Source organism: Marinobacter panjinensis, assembly GCF_005298175.1.
Lineage (GTDB): Bacteria > Pseudomonadota > Gammaproteobacteria > Pseudomonadales > Oleiphilaceae > Marinobacter > Marinobacter panjinensis.
This window is the reverse complement of record NZ_SZYH01000001.1, coordinates 1,943,934-1,960,025: the sequence shown is the minus strand read 5'-3', so window position 1 is coordinate 1,960,025 and position 16,092 is coordinate 1,943,934. Positions and strand designations below refer to the sequence as shown.

The window sequence follows — 16,092 nt, the reverse complement described above, 5'->3', positions numbered from 1 at the left end:
GAGTAGTGAGTGTCAGCCACTGGCGCAGTGGAGGTAGCCAATCATTTCCGGCGCTGTTGGCTGGCGCGAAACAGGGTGGCGAGCTGTATTGCAACCAGCCCATAAGCAGTTGACCAGCACAGGGTTGATAACCAGAGCAGCCCCGGATGTGCAAACGGAGTTGCGCCTGCCTGTAACCGGGCCAGTACCGCCACCGCCATGGCGACAGCGATGGCGAGTACCTGCCAGGTCGGAGGGAAAGTCCGCCTCGCCCTTTGCCAGGCCAGGCGCAGCATCACACTGATAGACAGGGTGCCGAGAGCGCCAATAGTGATTACATGGAGCGCTGGCAGGGGGTTGTTTCCCTGCAAGAGATAAACGCCCGTGGTACCTGCTCCCGCTGCAAGCCAGACATAGCCAATCCCCAGCACCAGCAAATCCGGCCGGTTCATGCAATGCCAGAGCTTCCAGCGCAGGGCGCGGATCAGAATCAGTATCGCTGAGAGCACCAGGGCGAGGCCGGTAACAATATCCGCACGTGGAATGAGCACCAACACCATTGCTGCCAGCAGGATCACCAGGAGCGTACCTTCTATTCGTGGCTGCACTCTTGCTTCCAGGGGAATACCGCGTTTTTCCAACGTGCCGGCCACAGCCGGCGCAATCATTCTGCCGCCCATGAACGTCATTAGCAGCAACAGGCCTAGTATGGCGGCCGTCATGACACGGCGTGTGTCGGGTAACGCAAGCCAGAATCCGGCCGGAGCATTAGCCGTAATCCAGAAGGCCACAGAGAGCAGGCACAGAACCAGGATCAACGGGCCGGCGATCTTGTTGCGCCACTTCTTCGCGGCCTGGAACCTGGGCACGGCATAGCGGGCGAGTAACAAGGCGAAAGCCGGGCTCAGCAGCTGGGATATCGGGCTTTCCGGCGCCAGAGTCCAGCAAAGGCGAGCCACTAGCCAAAGCACAAACAGAGGCGCAAGCACTCGCCAGGGTTGGGGGCCGAGGGTATAACCGGCAATCAGCGCCAGCGCAAAACCGAAGATCAGCTCATGGCCATGGCCGGCACCCAAAAGCCCTGGTGGCCACCCCGAACCAGACAGCACGGCATAGATGGACAGGGGCACAACCACGGCCGCCCATAAAGCCGCCGCCGGGAAAAACAGCCAGAACGCATGAAACGGTTTTGTCTTGGTTTGTGCCATCAATCTGCTACCGGTGGCGGAGTGCCGACTTGTCTGAGGTCATGGGGGAGCCTTGACCTCACAGGTTGGCTTGGCTATCACAAAAGTACAAGAACCGATAAATGAGGTGCATCATGACTATCTCTCAGCTGCTGCATTTACCTTTCTCCGGAAACGGAGTGTGGTCGGAGCTCAAGCGCCTGAATCTGACGATTCCCTTTCTGGCTTGGGTGGTGGTTGTGCCCATGTCTTTGTTACCACCGGTGCTGCTGTATTACGCGGGTACCCACTATGGCGATGCGTTCCTGGCCGGATTTGCTGACAAGGAATGGCGTTTCATAACGACCATTCTGTTCCTGGCGGAATTGCTGACGTTTTTCGTGATGGGCTGGCTTATTCGTGCCGTTCTTGAAGCGGACAAGATGGAAGTCAGTTATCAGGACGCCTACCTGCTGGCCGCCATCGCGCCCATACCCCTGTGGTTGTCCTCCCTGGCACTGCTGATACCGGTGCTGGTAGTGAGCGTGTTGGCAGTCGCAGTGGGCCTGTTCCTTTCCTGCGCTCTGATTTATCAGGGCGTCCGGTCCCTCTGCCACCGCTCCGACAACGATGTTGTCGCTATGTCTGCCACGTACACCATTATGGCGGCGTCTTTGCTCGCCTGGGGCATTCTGATGGCGATGGTCTGGGCGTTCTGATCAGACCGTGTAGGGAAGCACCCCGTAGTAGACGGCACTGAAGTGCAGGGCACTGCCGCCGATCACAAACAGGTGCCACACCGCGTGCATATAGGGTATGCGGTCGGCCAGGTAAAAAATGACGCCGGCGGTGTAGACCACGCCGCCGGCGATGGTCAGGTAGAGTGCGGTTTCATTCAGGCTGGCCACCAGATCAGACGAGGCAAAGATGATCAGCCACCCCATGGCAATGTAGATGCCCACGCGGGCGAGCTTGAAGCGGTTTTTGAAGATGATCTTGAGCACTACTCCGGTAACTGCCAGGGACCAGATAATGGCAAACAGCGTCCAGCCCGTGGTGCCGCGCATGTTCACCAGCAGAAAGGGTGTGTAGCTGCCGGCGATGAGCAGGAAGATGGCGCAATGGTCCAGGGTTTTGAAAAGCGCCCGTAGCCGTGGATGGCGGGCACCATGGTAAAGCGCTGATGCCAAGTAGAGCAGTATCAGCGAGGCACCGAAAATGCTGAAGCTGACAACCTTCCAGGCGTCCCCCAGCTGGCTGGCTGCAACAATCAGGGCAACTGTGCCGATAACACTGAGAATGGCTCCCAGGCCATGGGTGGCAGTGTTCAGCCATTCCTCAATGCGGTAGTGGGGGGATTCCGTGGCGGTGCCGGTCGCTTTCATCAATGTTTTTTCCAGTTCGGTTATAGCGATACGGTACTTCAGCGTACAGATGTACGCAATGACTGGAGCGTCACATCTCCGTGAGAATGATCAGAAATTCTGAACAAGCCGAATGAAATCTTCCGGTTTTTCGATAACTTTTGCGAGAGTAGGCTTGGAGCATCAATTAACTGTATCAAGCAGGAGGCTCTGAACTTATGGCAAAGGTACTTGTTCTTTATTACTCCATGTATGGCCACATCGAAACCATGGCCAGCACTGTCGCAGAGGGCGCAAAGCGTGTCTCTGGCGCTGAGGTGACGGTCAAGCGTGTTCCGGAAACCATGTCCGACCAGGCATTCCTGGGCGCCGGTGGCAAATCCGATCAGGCGGCACCGGTCGCGGACCCCAAAGAGCTCCCGGAATACGATGCCGTCATCTTCGGCACGCCGACGCGGTTCGGCAATATGTCCGGCCAGATGCGTACCTTCCTGGACCAGACCGGCGGACTGTGGGCTGAGGGTAAACTCCACGGCAAACTTGCCAGCGTGTTCACCTCAACCGGAACCGGTGGCGGCCAGGAACACACCATCAGCTCGTTCTGGACCACACTGGCTCACCACGGCATGGTAATCGTGCCCCTTGGCTACGGCATTCCGGATTTTTTCGATGTGTCGGAGATGAACGGTGGCACGCCCTATGGCGCCTCGACCATTGCCGGTGGTGATGGCTCCCGCCAGCCCAGTGAGAAGGAACTGAACATCGCCCGCTATCAGGGCAAACTTGTGGCGGAACTGGCCGTTAAACTACACGGCTGATAGTGACAGTATTGATCAAGCGTTGAGCGTCTTTCAGGGCAGCAGGCAAGAGCTTGCTGCCCTTTTTTGTGTTGTATTCCCGGCTTTACTTCCGGTCACCCAGGGCGCCGGTTTTCAGCCGGGAGAAAGTTGCAGGCACCACCCCCAGCCAGGAAGCCAACTGGTTATCCGGCACACGCTTCACCAGCTCCGGGTATTCCTCCAGCAGCAACAGGTATCGCTCCCGCGCGGACATGGTGTGTTTCCGGAATTCCCTCATGCTGGTCAACTCCGCCATTTCCTCGGTCAGCACCAGGGCGAAACGTGGCCAAAGTCCTTCTCCGTGAGACTGGATCGCAGACCGGAAGGCCGAAAAATCAGCCACCCAGGTAGTGACCGGCGTTACGCTTGTCAGGCACAGCGTGTTTCGCACCGTGCGGCTGCGGCCGAAGACCGGCCAGACCATGTCACCCTCGGAAAAGAAATGGTGGACGGAAACCTTGCCGTTCGGTGCTTCCCGGAACAGCCGCATGATGCCGTACTGAATCAGGTAAACGTTTGCCCAGGGGGTGTCATGTTTCTCCAGGGTGGTTTCGGAATCCACCCTGCGCTGGTGGAACAGGCGGGCGAGGTCCGCCAGAAACCGTGCATCAGGATCCTTTTCGTGCCCTGCGAGACGAATCCCGAATATTCGGCTCAGGCCATTGAGCAGGGCCGTCGACGCTGGCGCGGAATCTTGCTCGATAATGTCCGGGTTTTTATCACCCAGCATGCAGGGTGCAGAGGATACGTTTGGCCTGAGGATGCTGTTCATGGTGTTGACCCTGTTATGAGTGTCAGGCCAATTATGGTATCAAAAAAACATCTTTTGAAATGACTTAAATCATTAAGCCTTTTTCACTGAGTCGATTTAGTGGCTGGTTCCTTCCTCGTAGTTGATCTTGTTCCAGACGTTATATTTGCCAGAGGGCTTGTTCATCTGAATGCGTTTCTCTTCCTCCAGAGTGTCTGCATCGTAGACGATTACAGCTCCATCGTTGTCCCAGACACTCAACAGCAGTTTTTCACCGTAGCGGTCGAATTCGACATGGGCGGCGACTTTGCCCGGAGCGGGCTGTAGCGTTTTGACGATTTCCAGTGTCTGTTTATCGATGACGTGGACCTTGTCCTTGTTCGGGCCAAAGAAGACGTCCACCCAGGCGTAGCGGGAGTTTTCGTGACTTCGCATGAAAAATCCCGGGCCTTCGGTTTCCAGGGTTTTGATGACTTCCCAGTTGTCCATGTCGATGATTGAAACGGCGCCGGTCCGGAAGTGCGGGGTGGCCATTACCCGTTTGCCCTGGTACTCCCAGGTGATGCCCGAGCCCAGGTGCGGCATACCGGGAAGGGGCAGGTCGGCGACGGTTTTGCCGGTGTCGAGGTTGATTACCAGGCCATGTTTGCCGTCGCGGGCAGCACCGATGAGATGGTCGTAACCGGGGTCGAAGAAGAAGTCATCAAGCCAGGTGTCGGTCTGCATTCGGCGGACGATGGGTTTGCCCTCTTCCACAGTGATTTCCCAGGCTTCGGGAATGTCCTTGAGCGCGGCAATGAAGCTGTCCCGGGGTGGGGCGGCGTACACGGCGCTGACACGGGAACTGTCACCGGCGTCGTTTTCGACCGGTATGATGTCCATCAGTTCAAGGTTGTCAGCATCAAACAGCACCAGGGTATGGGGCAGGTAGTTGGCAGCCATCACGTACTTGCCGTCAGCGGAGACAGCGATGTTGCGCATGTTGATACCGGCCCGTACTTCCGCCGTCACTTCCAGGTTGTACAGGTCGTATTTGGTAATCCATCCGTCCCGGGAGCCGAAATAAACGTAGCGGCCGTCGGGGCTGTATTTCGGGCCACCGTGCAGGGCATAGCGGCTCGGGAAGCGGTGGATGGGTTCCATCCGGTCGCCGTCGAGCAGCGTGACGTGATGGTCACCGATTTCCACCACCAGGAACAGATTCATCATGTCGGCTTCGTAAACCGGTTCATCCGGCAAAGAACCTTGCAGGTGGGGTAACAGGTGGCTGTCGAGAATTTCTGCCTTTCCCCAGGTTGGCGTGTTGGCAGGTGGGCGGTAAATGTACTCCGCCAGTGCAGTGATGGATTCTGAGTCAAGAATATCGGCGAAGGCCGGCATCTGGGTGGCGGGTCGGCCCTCCCTGATGGCGTCTTCGGCCTGGGGCTTTTTGAGCCGGGACAGGTTGTCCGGCAGCAGGGCAGGGCCCATGCCGCCCAGGCGATCGGTACCGTGGCAACTGGCGCAATGTTGCTGGTACAAAGCGTCGGTCTCAGGGGCAGGATTGGCCTGTAACGAGGCAGGAATCAGCAGACTGGTGGCCAGAATCAACCATGCTTCTTTGCGAACGATCATACCGCCCGGCCCCCTGCACTGGCGACAACCGGTTCACTCTGGCCGGAATGCCAGCCCGCGGCGGTGGGTTGCGCCAGTTTGTCTGCAAGATGGACGACCTCACCCACAATAATCAGTGTCGGAGGCTGGAAGCCCTCACGAAGGATGGTCGCTTCAAGATTTGCCAATGTGGTTATCGCCATGTGCTGTTGCGGTGTGGTTCCCCGCTCTACAAGTGCCACCGGGCAATCTCCGGGCAGGCCATGGGCCATGAGTTCACGGACAATGGTCGGAGCATTATGGAGGCCCATATAGAACACGCGTGTCTGGCCCGGCGCTGCCAGCACATGCCAGTTCAGCTCCAGGGACTGGTCTGCCTTGCGGTGGCCGGTTACGAAGGTCACGCTCTGGGAGTAATCCCGGTGAGTCAGTGGTATGCCGCAGTAAGAGGCGCAGCCAGCGGCCGAGGTGATGCCCGGCACCACCTGGAAATCAATGTCATTATCCACCAGGAATTCCGCTTCCTCACCACCACGGCCGAAAATGTAGGGGTCGCCGCCTTTGAGCCGAACCACCCGGCGCTGTTTTATGGCCAGTTGTACCAGCAGCTCATTGGTGTCTTCCTGGGGGACATAGTGGCAACCGCTGGCTTTGCCCACATGAATGCATTCGGCAGTCGGGTTCACCAGCTCCATGATCTGGGGCGATACCAGGCGGTCATACACCACGGCATCGGCCTGCTGTATCAGCATCAGGGCCCGCAGGGTCAGCAGGCCCGGGTCGCCCGGGCCTGCTCCGACAATGGCGACTTCTCCGGCCCGTAAGGGTTGTTCCGCCAACTGGAACTCCACCAGGCACTTCTTCCTTTGGCTGGTTGTCATAATGCTTGTCCTTACAGGTTATGGACCGGAATCTCGGTAACGGGGGCGGCTACGCGCCGGGGCATGTCGATAACGCCGATTTCTTCATTGGTGAGGTAACAGCCAGGATCCTCTTCCCAGTAATCACGGGAAATGTTGTAGGCCCGTACCCGGGTGTTGCCATTGCAAATCGACAGGTAGCGGCAGTCGGCACAGCGACCCTTGACCGGACGTGGGCTCTGGCGGAAACCCACCATCAGCGGATCATTGGCTTCGGACCAGATCCGGGAGAAGGGTTTGTTGCGGACGTTGCCCAGGTTGTAGTCCCACCAGAAGGTATCCGGGTGAACTTCCCCAAGGTTGTCGATGTTGGAAATGTTGACGCCGGAGGCATTGCCTCCCCAGTAGGTCAGCCGTTGTTTCAGGGCCGCAACCTGGTCGGGGTAGTGTTCCTCAGCCCACTGCAACAGGAATGGGCCGTCGGCGTCGTTGTTGCCCGTTACGTATTCCCGTTCGATGCCGCGCTGGAGTTCGTCGTGGCAGTGGTCGAACAGCAGGGTCATGGCCTCGCGGGTCATGTCGTACCAGGCATCGCGCTTGCGGTTGCGACCGCCCCGGCCGGAATAGTTCAGGTGCGACAGGTAGAACTTGTCGATGTCGTGCTCGTCCAGCAGCTTGAGCATGTCCGGTAGCTGGGGGAAGTTGTCCTGGGTGAGGGTGAAGCGCAGGCCCACCTTGATGCCTGCCTTCTTGCACAGCTCAACGGCTTTCATGGAGGCGGCGAAAGCGCCTTTCTTCTGGCGGAATTCGTCGTGTGTCTGTTCCAGTCCGTCGATGCTGATGCCCACGTAGTCGTAGCCGGCCTCAGCGATCTGCCCGATATTCTCTTCGGTGATCAGCGTGCCATTGGTGGAAAGGCCGACGTAGAAGCCCATGGCTTTGGCGCGGTGGGAGATATCAAAGATATCCGGACGCATCAGTGGCTCGCCACCGGACAGGATCAGCACGGGTACGCCGAAATCCTTGAGGTCGTCCATCACGGTATAGACCTCATCGGTGCTCAGTTCGCCCTTGAAATCCACATCGGCGGAGATGGAGTAGCAGTGTTTGCAGGTGAGGTTGCAGCGACGAATCAGGTTCCAGATCACCACCGGCCCGGCCGGTTTAGGGACTGGGCGCACCGGAGCCGGGTTCATCAGGCTCTTGATGTAGCGGGTCATTCTGAACATGGTGCTTCCTCTCTCATGATTTCCGCAGCCGCAGACCGGTTTTTTTCAGGATGGCCGAGCTGTAAAGAATGGTGTGGCCTTCGCAGGTGTCTCCGAGCAAGTCGTGAATCTGCGAAGCCTTGTCTTCTACTTCTTCACGGCTGGTGCCGTGAACCATCGCGAACAGGTTGTAGTTCCAGTAGGGCAGGTGCCGCGGCCGTCGGTAGCAGTGGCTGACAAAGGGCAGTTCACCCACCTGCCGGCCCATGTCGGTGATGGCGTCGTCGCGGACATCCCAGACCGTCATGCCATTGAAGCGATAACCCAGGCGGTAATGATCGGGCACGGCCGCCACCCGGCGGATAACGCCGGCATCCTGCATTCGTTGAAAACGGGCCAGAACTTCGTCTGCCGGCAACTCCAGTTCCTTGCCCAGGGCGCCCCAGGGATCCGGTACCAGGGGCAAACCGCTCTGGGTGGCCAGGATCAGTTTCCGGTCAAGCGCGCAAAGCCTGTAATTCTCGTCAGACCGGGAAGTGGAGATGGACATGGAACTCCTCCTCCTTGGGCATGTTGTAAACGGGGTAGCCTGTCGAGGATTCGATCCCGGCAATAACCCGGGCTATGTCATCCGGGGCTTCCGTTGCCACTACAAACCACATGTTCAGTTCATGTTCCCTGCGGTAGTTGTGGGCTACCTCATCGAACTCGTTAACCTTTGCGGTGACGTTTTCAAAGTCCTGTTCGGGAATGCGCATTGCGGCCAGGGTCAGACCGCCACCCATTTCGCCGGCGTGAAACATGGGGCCGAAGCGCGTGAGAATGCGACGGTCCAAGAGGTTCTGGAGGGTGTGAAGAAGCACCTGCTCGGAGATGCCCAGCTCGTCGGCTACCGCTTTGTAGGGCAAGTGCACCAGGGGCAGCCCCGTCTGCAATCGGTTAATGACTGTCCGCTCCACCTCGGTAAATTCGCCAGTTGTCTCGGGGCACTCAGTCATGGCTGACATAACAGCCTCCCCGTTGCCGGTAGGCTTTGGTACTGAACAGCACGGCATGGGGCGTCTGCTCCAGCCCCTGATCGGCGATCAGCGTTGCCAGCTGGCTCAGAACCCGTTGCCGATCAACGCCGTGAATCATGCAGAACAGATTGTAGGGCCAGTCCGGGAGCCTCCGCGGGCGCTGATAGCAGAGGGTGACGAAGGGCGCGCGGGCCAGAGTCCGGCCCAGGTTTTGTACCTGATCGTCCGGGATATCCCAGACAACCATGGCGTTGGCGGTATAACCAAGCGTCCGGTGCCGGACCACCAGCCCGAATCGTTTGATGAGCCCCTGGTCCTGCCACTGCCTGATTGCTGCCATCACTTCCTGCTCGGACAGACCGGTCAATTCCGCCAGCGCCTGGTACGGGCGTGGCGTAAGCGGAAGGCCACGCTCCAGCTGTTGTCTGAGTCGTAGTAAGCCCCACGCACTGACAGGTCCGACACCGGCAACTTCCGGCACCACGGTCAGATATTCCGGTGACGGAGAAGCCGTCATGGCAGCGCCTCCCAGTCGATATCGAAGCCCAGGTCGATGTGGTGGGCCTCCACCATGGGTAGCCGGAGCATGGGTAGTCTGAGCTGGTGTTCCAGTTCGTCGAGTCGCTCTTCCAGAGTGTCTTCATCAGGCGCGGTCATGACAAACCAGAGATTGTAGGTGTGCTCACGGGCGTAATTGTGGTTCACCCCCGGAGCACGGTTAACCCGGGCGGCAACGATATCCAGCTGTTCGTCTGGTGCCGCCACGGCAGCCAGCAGGCTCGCGCCCGCCCGGCTGTGTTCGAAAACCGGCCCGACCCGGCTGAGAACATGGCTGTCCTGGAGCAACTGCAGTCGTTCAATGACCTCCTCTTCAGCGATGCCCAATTGCCGGGACATTGCCTCGTAGGGCCTCTCACAGACAGGAAGTTCCCGCTGGAAAAGGTTGATCAGTTGTCTGTCAGTGGTATCCAGTCTCATCAGTGCTCTCCTCCGGGCCGGAACCGATCAGTACACGTCGTGCTGGGTGTTGTAGACGTTGAACTTGCCGGTCGGTGTCACCAGCCGTTCGTCGGTGATTACCTTCTTCAGCTCGCGGGTTTTGTCATCGACAATCACCAGGGCCGATTTCTTGTCCTGGGCATTCCACACCGAGAACCAGACTTCGTCGCCTTCGACGTTATACTCCGGTTGTACGACCCGCTTCGGTCCTTCACCAAGATCCGCCCATTCCGCAATCGGGAGGACGTCATAACCGGCTTCCAGATTGTTGATGTCGAATACCGCAACGCTCTGGCTGATCGCCTCGGCAGGGTTCAGGGCGGTATCAACCCAGAGGTTGGAGGATTTCGGATGGGTCTTGATGAACAGCGAACCGCCGCCCTGACCGTCCAGGGTTCTGACGACTTTCCAGGCCTTGTCCGGGTGGCCTTCGGGATCCGTGCCAATCATCTGGATAGTCGGGTCGCCGAGGTGACTGGTTGCCCAGACCGGGCCGTGCTCCGGATCCACGAAGTTGGCACCGCGGCCAGGGTGGGGAATCTTGCCCACGTCTACCATGGCTTCGAGGTTGCGGTCCTGGGAGTCAACCACAGCGATCTTGTCGGACTGGTTGGCGGCGGTGAGGAAGTACCGCATGCTGCTGTCCCAGCCACCATCGTGCAGGAAGCGGGCAGCATCGATGTTGGTGATGGAGAGGTTTTCCAGATCCTCATAGTTCACCAGCATGATCTTGCCGGTTTCTTTCACGTTGACGATGAACTCCGGATGCTTGTGAGAGGCCACAATGGCGGCGACCCTTGGCTCCGGGTGGTATTCCTGTGTGTCCACTGTCATGCCGCGGGTGCCAACGATTTTCTTCGGCTCCAGGGTCTTTCCGTCCATGATTACGAACTGTGGTGGCCAGTAGGTGCCTGCAATCGCGAGCTTGTCTTCCCAGCCCTTGTACTTGGACGTTTCCACCGAGCGGGCTTCCATACCAACCTTGATCTTCGCCACGGTGTTGGGCTCTTCCATCCACAAGTCAATCATGTTGACCAGGGCATCACGGCCGATAACGAAGACATAGCGCCCGGAAGCCGACATGCGGGATATATGGACCGCGTAGCCGGTGTCGATAATGTGGGCAATCTCATGGGTATCCCCATCAATCAGCGCAACCTGGCCGGCGTCCCGCAGCGTGACACTGAACAGGTTCTTCAGGTTCAGGTCGTTCATCTGCTTGGTGGGACGGTCTTCCGGTGGGATAACCACTTCCCAGGTGGCCTTCATGTCTTCAAGGCCGAATTCCGGAGGCTGGGGGGGTTCGTGCATGATGTACTTGGCCATCAGCTCGACCTCTTCCTCGGTAAAGTCACCGGAGGTCAGCCAGTTCGGCATGCCTGCCGGTGAGCCATAACTGATAAACACCTTGAGGTAGTCGAGACCCCGTTCCTGGGTGATGTCGGGGGTCAGTGGTTTTCCCGTGGCGCCCTTGCGCAGCACGCCATGACAGCCGGCACAGCGTTCGAAGTAGATCTGCTTGGCTTTTTCGAACTCTGCGTCGGTAAGATCAGGTGCGCCAGGGGTCCGGACAACCTGGGCGGACCCGGGATCGACCGCGCTGGGTGAGCCTTCATAAGCAGCTGCGGACGGGTCATCGGGGTGTTTGGTTTTGTCGTTGGCTTCATCGCTGGCTGCCAGGGCGCCAAACGACGCGACGGCAACGGCCAGAGCCAGTGGGGTCAAAATTGTGTGCTTTACTCTCATCAGGTTCTCTCCTTGGATTTAAGAGTCCCTCTAGGTTTCTCTTCTTTACCTTGATGAACATTGATTAATGTCAGATGTCTGGTTTTTGTCCAGCGTTTACCCACAGGGGGGTATGCCCAAAGAGTTCTGGCATTGGTTCGTTGTTTTAACCAATATCAAGGTTGGCGCCTGGCACGGTCGTCAGGATGCTGGTAATACAAGGGAGGACGCAGGGATTGAACAGAGTCTGGTTGGCAGGTCAGAGGCGAAATCGGTTTACCAGCATGTTCTGTGCCGGGCTGTTTCTTGCACCTGCGATGCTGCTTGGCAGTGACGACGGCAATCCACCGCCTGAGCAGGCCCGGCTGGCAAACCTGGTGATCCAGGATTGTGGTTCCTGCCATGGGTTGACCCTCCGTGGTGGGCTCGGCCCGCCACTGCGACCGGAAAATCTCGGGCACCTGCCAGTGGAGGCAATTGATGCCATTGTCAGCGAGGGAGTCCCGGGTTCCGCTATGCCGCCCTGGAAACCGCTGTTATCCCCTGAAGAGATTCACTGGATCAGCGAGCAGCTGAAATCCGGTGCGCTGGTTTCGCCCTGAGGGCCAATCTGGAGGAATGATCAATCATGGAGCTAAAGTTCAACGCGCCCGGCAAATTGATGTTGGCATTGTTTCTGGTCTTTGGCCTGAGCGGTTGCCAGGCACTCTCAGGGCCAGATTCCCGCCCCGACATTATGGGTACCGGTGATCTGGGGCTGATCGTTGAGCGGGCGACTGGCTCGGTGCTGGTCATCAATACATCCCGACATGAAGTGCTGGGTCGTATTGAGGGCCTGGGGGATCTGTCCCATGCATCCGTGGTCTATTCCAGGGATGCCCGCTACGGGTACGTGTTTGGTCGGGACGGTGGCCTCACAAAGGTGGACCTGTTGAGCCAATCCATTGTCGACCGGGTTATCCAGTCCGGTAATAGTATCGGCGGTGCGATTTCACAGGATGGTCGCTATGTGGCGGTGTCCAACTACGAACCGGGTGGCGTGAAAGTGTTTGACAGCCAGACCTTGGAGCTGGTGGCAGATGTACCTGCTACATACACCAGCGGGCACGGTGAGACCGGCCAATCGAAAACCGTCGGGCTGGTGGACGCGCCAGGGAACCTGTTTGTGTTCAGCCTGTTTGAGGCGGGAGAAATCTGGACCCTCGACATGAGTGACAAATCCGCTGAAATCACCCGTTTCGAGGCAGGCGAATCGCCTTATGATGCCTTGATCACCCCGGATGGTCGCTACTACATTGCGGGCCTGTTTGGCGAAGATGGCTTGTCGATGCTGGATATGTGGAACCCGGGGCAGGGTGTGACAGAAATTCTGCCGGGTTATGGCAAGGGTGAGCAGAAGCTGCCGGTGTACAAGATGCCCCATCTGGAAGGCTGGGCCATCGCCGACGGACGGGCCTTTGTCCCGGCGGTGGGCCACCATCAGGTGCTGGTGGCCGATATGACGGACTGGTCACTGGTCGATCGAATCCCGGTCCAGGGCCAGCCGGTGTTTGTGATGGCCAGCCCGGACAATCGCCGGATCTGGGTGAGCTTTGCCCATCCGGACAACGATGTGGTACAGGTGATTGATTCTCAAACCCGGGAAATTGTCCGCACCCTGGAACCCGGTGAGGCGGTTCTGCACATGGAGTTTACTCCCCGGGGCGAAGAAGTGTGGGTGTCAGCGAGGGACAGCAACCGGGTGACCGTGTACAACACCCGCACTCTCGAGCCGGTCGCAACGCTCAGTGCCGAAAAACCCAGTGGCATCTTTTTCACCAGCCGGGCCCATGCACTTGGTCTTTGAATCGCGGAGGGCATTGCCGGGCATCGCGATGGCCGGGTTGTTGTTTGTCGCCCATGCCGGCGCTGAAAACGCGCGGATTCCGATCGGGATTGAGACTGCCTCAGGTGCTGCGACGGTATCGCGCTACCGGTTGACGGAGTATCTGCGCACCCAGGGCTGCGAAGCCGATATCCGGGTGGGAGCCTCAGCGCCGGACCTTGCACTGGCTTTCTTGCCGGGCATTCCCGGAGATGCTGAGCCAGCCCCGGTACTGGAGGCGGTGAACCGGAATGGCAAGCTTCCGGTTGCGGTCTGGGTCACCCGCAGGACAGCCGGCGTGAGGAATCTCAGTGAACTACAGGGGCGTGACCTTGCCACAGTTGCCGGCCGCGATCCCCTGGGCGCAAGCCTGCCGCTGGTGGCGCTAAAGAAACAAGGCATCGTGCCCAAGCCCGAGCAGTTATACGAAGCCGGTGACTACAGTTCGGCGCTGGGGTTGTTGCTCCATAACAATACCTACGCTGCCGTTTCGGAGCTCGGGTTCGTGGAGCCCTTCCTGACCAGGAACAGCCTTGTTGTGAGCTGGTCCGGGGAGCCGGCAATGGCGGCGGGCTGGTACCGGCAGGCCGGTTGGAACCACACTGTAGAGGCCTGTGAGCAGGCATTGACCACATTAAAACGGGCAGATGATCGGCAAAGATTCGCGATCTTCCCAGAATGGGTATACGGCTTTGCCTTACCCGACCGTCAGACTTCAAAGGATATAACCCAATGACGTTTTACCAAGCTGCAGGCAATGAAATAGAGCTCTTTCAAGCCGCGGCAAATAACGGATTGCCTGTGCTCATCAAGGGGCCAACCGGCTGCGGCAAGACCCGCTTCGTCCGGTTCATGGCGGAAAAGCTCGGGCGGCCGGTGTATACCGTTGCCTGCCACGATGACCTGACTGCCGCCGATCTGGTGGGCCGACACCTGATCGGCCCCGACGGCACTTACTGGCAGGACGGGCCCCTGACCCGGGCGGTGCGCGAAGGTGGCATCTGCTACCTTGATGAAGTGGTGGAGGCCCGCAAGGACACTACAGTTGTCCTGCACCCCCTGGCGGATGACCGTCGGGAACTGCCGATCGAGCGCACTGGCGAGGTGCTGAAAGCGGCACCCGGGTTCATGCTCGTGGTGTCCTACAACCCCGGTTACCAGAGCCTGCTGAAAGGGATGAAACCCAGCACCCGGCAGCGCTTTGTATCAATGAGTTTTGATTACCCGGACGCCGGGACTGAACAGACCATTGTGATCGAGGAGTCCGGTTGCGATCGGGAGTTGGCAGAGCAGCTGGTGAATCTGGCCCGGTCAGTTCGTAACCTCAAGGATCACGATCTGGAAGAGGCAGCCTCGACACGGCTGCTGATTCACACTGCCCATCTGATCAGGGCCGGCGTGCCCATCACGGAAGCCTGTCGGGCGGGGATGATAGAGCCATTGTCGGACGACGAAGCAACAGTCAGCGCACTCATGGAGGTGGTTTATGCCGTATTCGGGAAGTCAGACGAAGGCCAGTAGTGGGGCAGTCGTCCCTGTTGTCTGGTACCTGTTGAACCTGCTGGCCCTGCCGGTGATCGGATTCGCGGTACTGTTGTGGCTGTTTATGAATTCTGAGCAGGCATCAACCATACGAAGGGCCCACGTACGGGCAGCATTTTATATGTCGATCATTGGTGCAGTACTGATTTTCAGCGGTGTAGGGGTGTTCTGGCTGCTGTTTGGTAACACCGGCAACTTCTGGTCTGGCGCCATTGTCTGGGCCATCGTTCTGCACACGTCGTTTGTGCTGTGGGGGATGATCGCTCTGGCTCAGGCTATTGGGGACAAGCCTCCTTATTTTCCCAGGAAATACCGATAACAGCAGGGGTCTGATTGTTGGTTGCCCAAAGCGTTCAGCTTAACCAGTGAAAGACCGCCAATCCTGCAACCACAACCGGTGCCCATGCCTGAGCAGCGAAGCGCCAGCCCGCGGGTGCCTTGCGCATTTCCATGAAATGATCGACCAGCAGAACCGCTTTCACGATGACCAGTGCAAACACCAGCCACACCAGAACGGAAGTGTCGGCGCCTGCCTGCAAGGCAATCACCGGCGTCATTGTGCAAACCATCAGGGCAATGTAGACCGCTAGCATTTGCTCTCCTCCTTACGCCAGCACATACAGCATCGGAAATAACACCAGCCACACCAGGTCCACCATGTGCCAGTAGGAAGCACCGGACTCCATGCCGTTCATGTCGTCCCCGTCGTAGTCGCCCCGCTTAACCTTCACTGCCAGCACCACCAGGATAATCTGGCCCAGTATCACGTGCATGAAGTGAAAGAAGGTGAGGAAGAAATAGAACATGAAGAAGGTGTCGGTACCCAGGTTGTAGCCGTTGCCGTAGAGGTCTGCGTATTCCCAGAGTTTGCCGAAGGTGTAGATGCAGGAGGCTGCGATGGCGCCCCAGAGTAACAGGGTGATGCCCGGCTGGCGGTGGCGCAGGCGGTGGACGGCGACGGCTACCAGGTAGCTGGCGGTGATCAGGCCGATGGTGTTGACCAGGCCGGTCCAGGGATGCAGTACCTGTCGGCCGGCGCTGAAGGTTTCCGGGTCGAGGCTGCGGGCGACACCGAAGCCGATGAACAGGATGCCGAATACCGCCAGTTCCGCGAAGATGAAAAACCAGACAGCGAGGTCGCCGGGCAGGTGACGGGTTGTCGGGTCGGAAGTCTGCATGGGGT

19 protein-coding genes and 1 pseudogene are annotated in these 16,092 nt (G+C 58.5%); 7 read left to right on the top strand and 13 right to left on the bottom strand.

The genetic code is table 11. From position 1 onward, the window contains the following. Positions 1 to 41: 41 nt before the first annotated feature. Positions 42 to 1,187, bottom strand: coding sequence for an NnrS family protein (locus FDP08_RS09030; protein ID WP_137435636.1), 1,146 nt, complete (start codon positions 1,185 to 1,187; stop codon positions 42 to 44). A gap of 113 nt (positions 1,188 to 1,300) precedes the next feature. On the opposite strand from FDP08_RS09030, the gene FDP08_RS09025 reads away from it, so the two are divergent. Then, positions 1,301 to 1,864, top strand: coding sequence for a Yip1 family protein (locus FDP08_RS09025; RefSeq protein WP_137435634.1), 564 nt, complete (start codon positions 1,301 to 1,303; stop codon positions 1,862 to 1,864). On the opposite strand, the gene trhA is transcribed toward FDP08_RS09025, so the two are convergent. Next, positions 1,865 to 2,530: a PAQR family membrane homeostasis protein TrhA gene (gene trhA / locus FDP08_RS09020; RefSeq protein ID WP_137435633.1), complete on the bottom strand. Its 666-nt coding sequence runs from the start codon at positions 2,528 to 2,530 to the stop codon at positions 1,865 to 1,867. A gap of 197 nt (positions 2,531 to 2,727) precedes the next feature. Here trhA and wrbA point away from each other — a divergent pair, with 197 nt between their 5' ends. Further along, positions 2,728 to 3,327, top strand: coding sequence for an NAD(P)H:quinone oxidoreductase (gene wrbA / locus FDP08_RS09015; RefSeq protein ID WP_137435632.1), 600 nt, complete (start codon positions 2,728 to 2,730; stop codon positions 3,325 to 3,327). Between the two features lie 85 nt (positions 3,328 to 3,412). On the opposite strand, the gene FDP08_RS09010 is transcribed toward wrbA, so the two are convergent. The 9 genes and pseudogenes from FDP08_RS09010 to FDP08_RS08970 form a co-directional block, all read right to left on the bottom strand. Continuing rightward, on the bottom strand, positions 3,413 to 4,120 hold the full coding sequence (locus FDP08_RS09010) for a Crp/Fnr family transcriptional regulator (RefSeq protein ID WP_137435631.1): 708 nt from the start codon (positions 4,118 to 4,120) through the stop codon (positions 3,413 to 3,415). A gap of 96 nt (positions 4,121 to 4,216) precedes the next feature. Continuing rightward, positions 4,217 to 5,713: a nitrite reductase gene (locus FDP08_RS09005; protein ID WP_137435630.1), complete on the bottom strand. Its 1,497-nt coding sequence runs from the start codon at positions 5,711 to 5,713 to the stop codon at positions 4,217 to 4,219. Next, positions 5,710 to 6,546 (bottom strand): annotated as a pseudogene (gene cobA / locus FDP08_RS09000) (uroporphyrinogen-III C-methyltransferase); the annotation flags it as partial. The pseudogene cobA and the gene FDP08_RS09005, both read right to left, overlap by 4 nt. Before the next feature lie 38 nt (positions 6,547 to 6,584). Then, positions 6,585 to 7,781: a heme d1 biosynthesis radical SAM protein NirJ gene (gene nirJ / locus FDP08_RS08995; protein ID WP_137435628.1), complete on the bottom strand. Its 1,197-nt coding sequence runs from the start codon at positions 7,779 to 7,781 to the stop codon at positions 6,585 to 6,587. 13 nt (positions 7,782 to 7,794) lie between these two features. Next, a complete protein-coding gene (gene ahbB / locus FDP08_RS08990) occupies positions 7,795 to 8,310 on the bottom strand; it encodes a siroheme decarboxylase subunit beta (RefSeq protein ID WP_137435627.1) in 516 nt (171 codons plus the stop codon). Next, a complete protein-coding gene (locus FDP08_RS08985) occupies positions 8,285 to 8,767 on the bottom strand; it encodes an Lrp/AsnC family transcriptional regulator (RefSeq protein ID WP_228263267.1) in 483 nt (160 codons plus the stop codon). The genes ahbB (FDP08_RS08990) and FDP08_RS08985 overlap by 26 nt, the downstream gene beginning before the upstream one ends. Continuing rightward, a complete protein-coding gene (gene ahbB / locus FDP08_RS08980; protein ID WP_170978997.1) occupies positions 8,751 to 9,296 on the bottom strand; it encodes a siroheme decarboxylase subunit beta in 546 nt (181 codons plus the stop codon). The genes FDP08_RS08985 and ahbB (FDP08_RS08980) overlap by 17 nt, the downstream gene beginning before the upstream one ends. After that, complete coding sequence (locus FDP08_RS08975; protein ID WP_137435626.1) at positions 9,293 to 9,757, bottom strand: AsnC family transcriptional regulator; 465 nt, start codon at positions 9,755 to 9,757, stop codon at positions 9,293 to 9,295. The genes ahbB (FDP08_RS08980) and FDP08_RS08975 overlap by 4 nt, the downstream gene beginning before the upstream one ends. Positions 9,758 to 9,784: 27 nt before the next feature. Continuing rightward, positions 9,785 to 11,524, bottom strand: coding sequence for a nitrite reductase (locus FDP08_RS08970; RefSeq protein WP_137435625.1), 1,740 nt, complete (start codon positions 11,522 to 11,524; stop codon positions 9,785 to 9,787). Positions 11,525 to 11,739: 215 nt separating this feature from the next. Here FDP08_RS08970 and FDP08_RS08965 point away from each other — a divergent pair, with 215 nt between their 5' ends. The 5 genes from FDP08_RS08965 to FDP08_RS08945 are packed head-to-tail and all read left to right on the top strand — an operon-like array spanning position 11,740 to position 15,228. Further along, positions 11,740 to 12,105: a c-type cytochrome gene (locus tag FDP08_RS08965; protein ID WP_228263266.1), complete on the top strand. Its 366-nt coding sequence runs from the start codon at positions 11,740 to 11,742 to the stop codon at positions 12,103 to 12,105. Between the two features lie 59 nt (positions 12,106 to 12,164). Next, positions 12,165 to 13,349 carry a cytochrome D1 domain-containing protein gene (locus FDP08_RS08960; protein ID WP_282556805.1) on the top strand — a complete coding sequence of 395 codons (1,185 nt, stop codon included), beginning with the start codon at positions 12,165 to 12,167 and terminating at the stop codon, positions 13,347 to 13,349. Then, positions 13,333 to 14,103 carry a PhnD/SsuA/transferrin family substrate-binding protein gene (locus tag FDP08_RS08955; protein WP_228263265.1) on the top strand — a complete coding sequence of 257 codons (771 nt, stop codon included), beginning with the start codon at positions 13,333 to 13,335 and terminating at the stop codon, positions 14,101 to 14,103. The genes FDP08_RS08960 and FDP08_RS08955 overlap by 17 nt, the downstream gene beginning before the upstream one ends. Then, positions 14,100 to 14,888: a CbbQ/NirQ/NorQ/GpvN family protein gene (locus FDP08_RS08950; RefSeq protein ID WP_137435623.1), complete on the top strand. Its 789-nt coding sequence runs from the start codon at positions 14,100 to 14,102 to the stop codon at positions 14,886 to 14,888. The genes FDP08_RS08955 and FDP08_RS08950 overlap by 4 nt, the downstream gene beginning before the upstream one ends. Beyond that, the gene (locus FDP08_RS08945; RefSeq protein ID WP_137435622.1) at positions 14,854 to 15,228 is read left to right on the top strand and encodes a hypothetical protein; all 375 of its coding nucleotides are present in this window, start codon (positions 14,854 to 14,856) and stop codon (positions 15,226 to 15,228) included. Before FDP08_RS08950 ends, FDP08_RS08945 begins: the two co-directional genes overlap by 35 nt. Before the next feature lie 34 nt (positions 15,229 to 15,262). Here FDP08_RS08945 and FDP08_RS08940 read toward each other — a convergent pair whose 3' ends face one another. Continuing rightward, on the bottom strand, positions 15,263 to 15,502 hold the full coding sequence (locus FDP08_RS08940; RefSeq protein WP_137435621.1) for a cytochrome C oxidase subunit IV family protein: 240 nt from the start codon (positions 15,500 to 15,502) through the stop codon (positions 15,263 to 15,265). A 12-nt stretch (positions 15,503 to 15,514) separates the two neighbouring features. Next, positions 15,515 to 16,087 (bottom strand): cytochrome c oxidase subunit 3, encoded by a 573-nt coding sequence (locus FDP08_RS08935; RefSeq protein WP_137435620.1) that lies wholly within the window; start codon positions 16,085 to 16,087, stop codon positions 15,515 to 15,517. Positions 16,088 to 16,092: the final 5 nt, after the last annotated feature.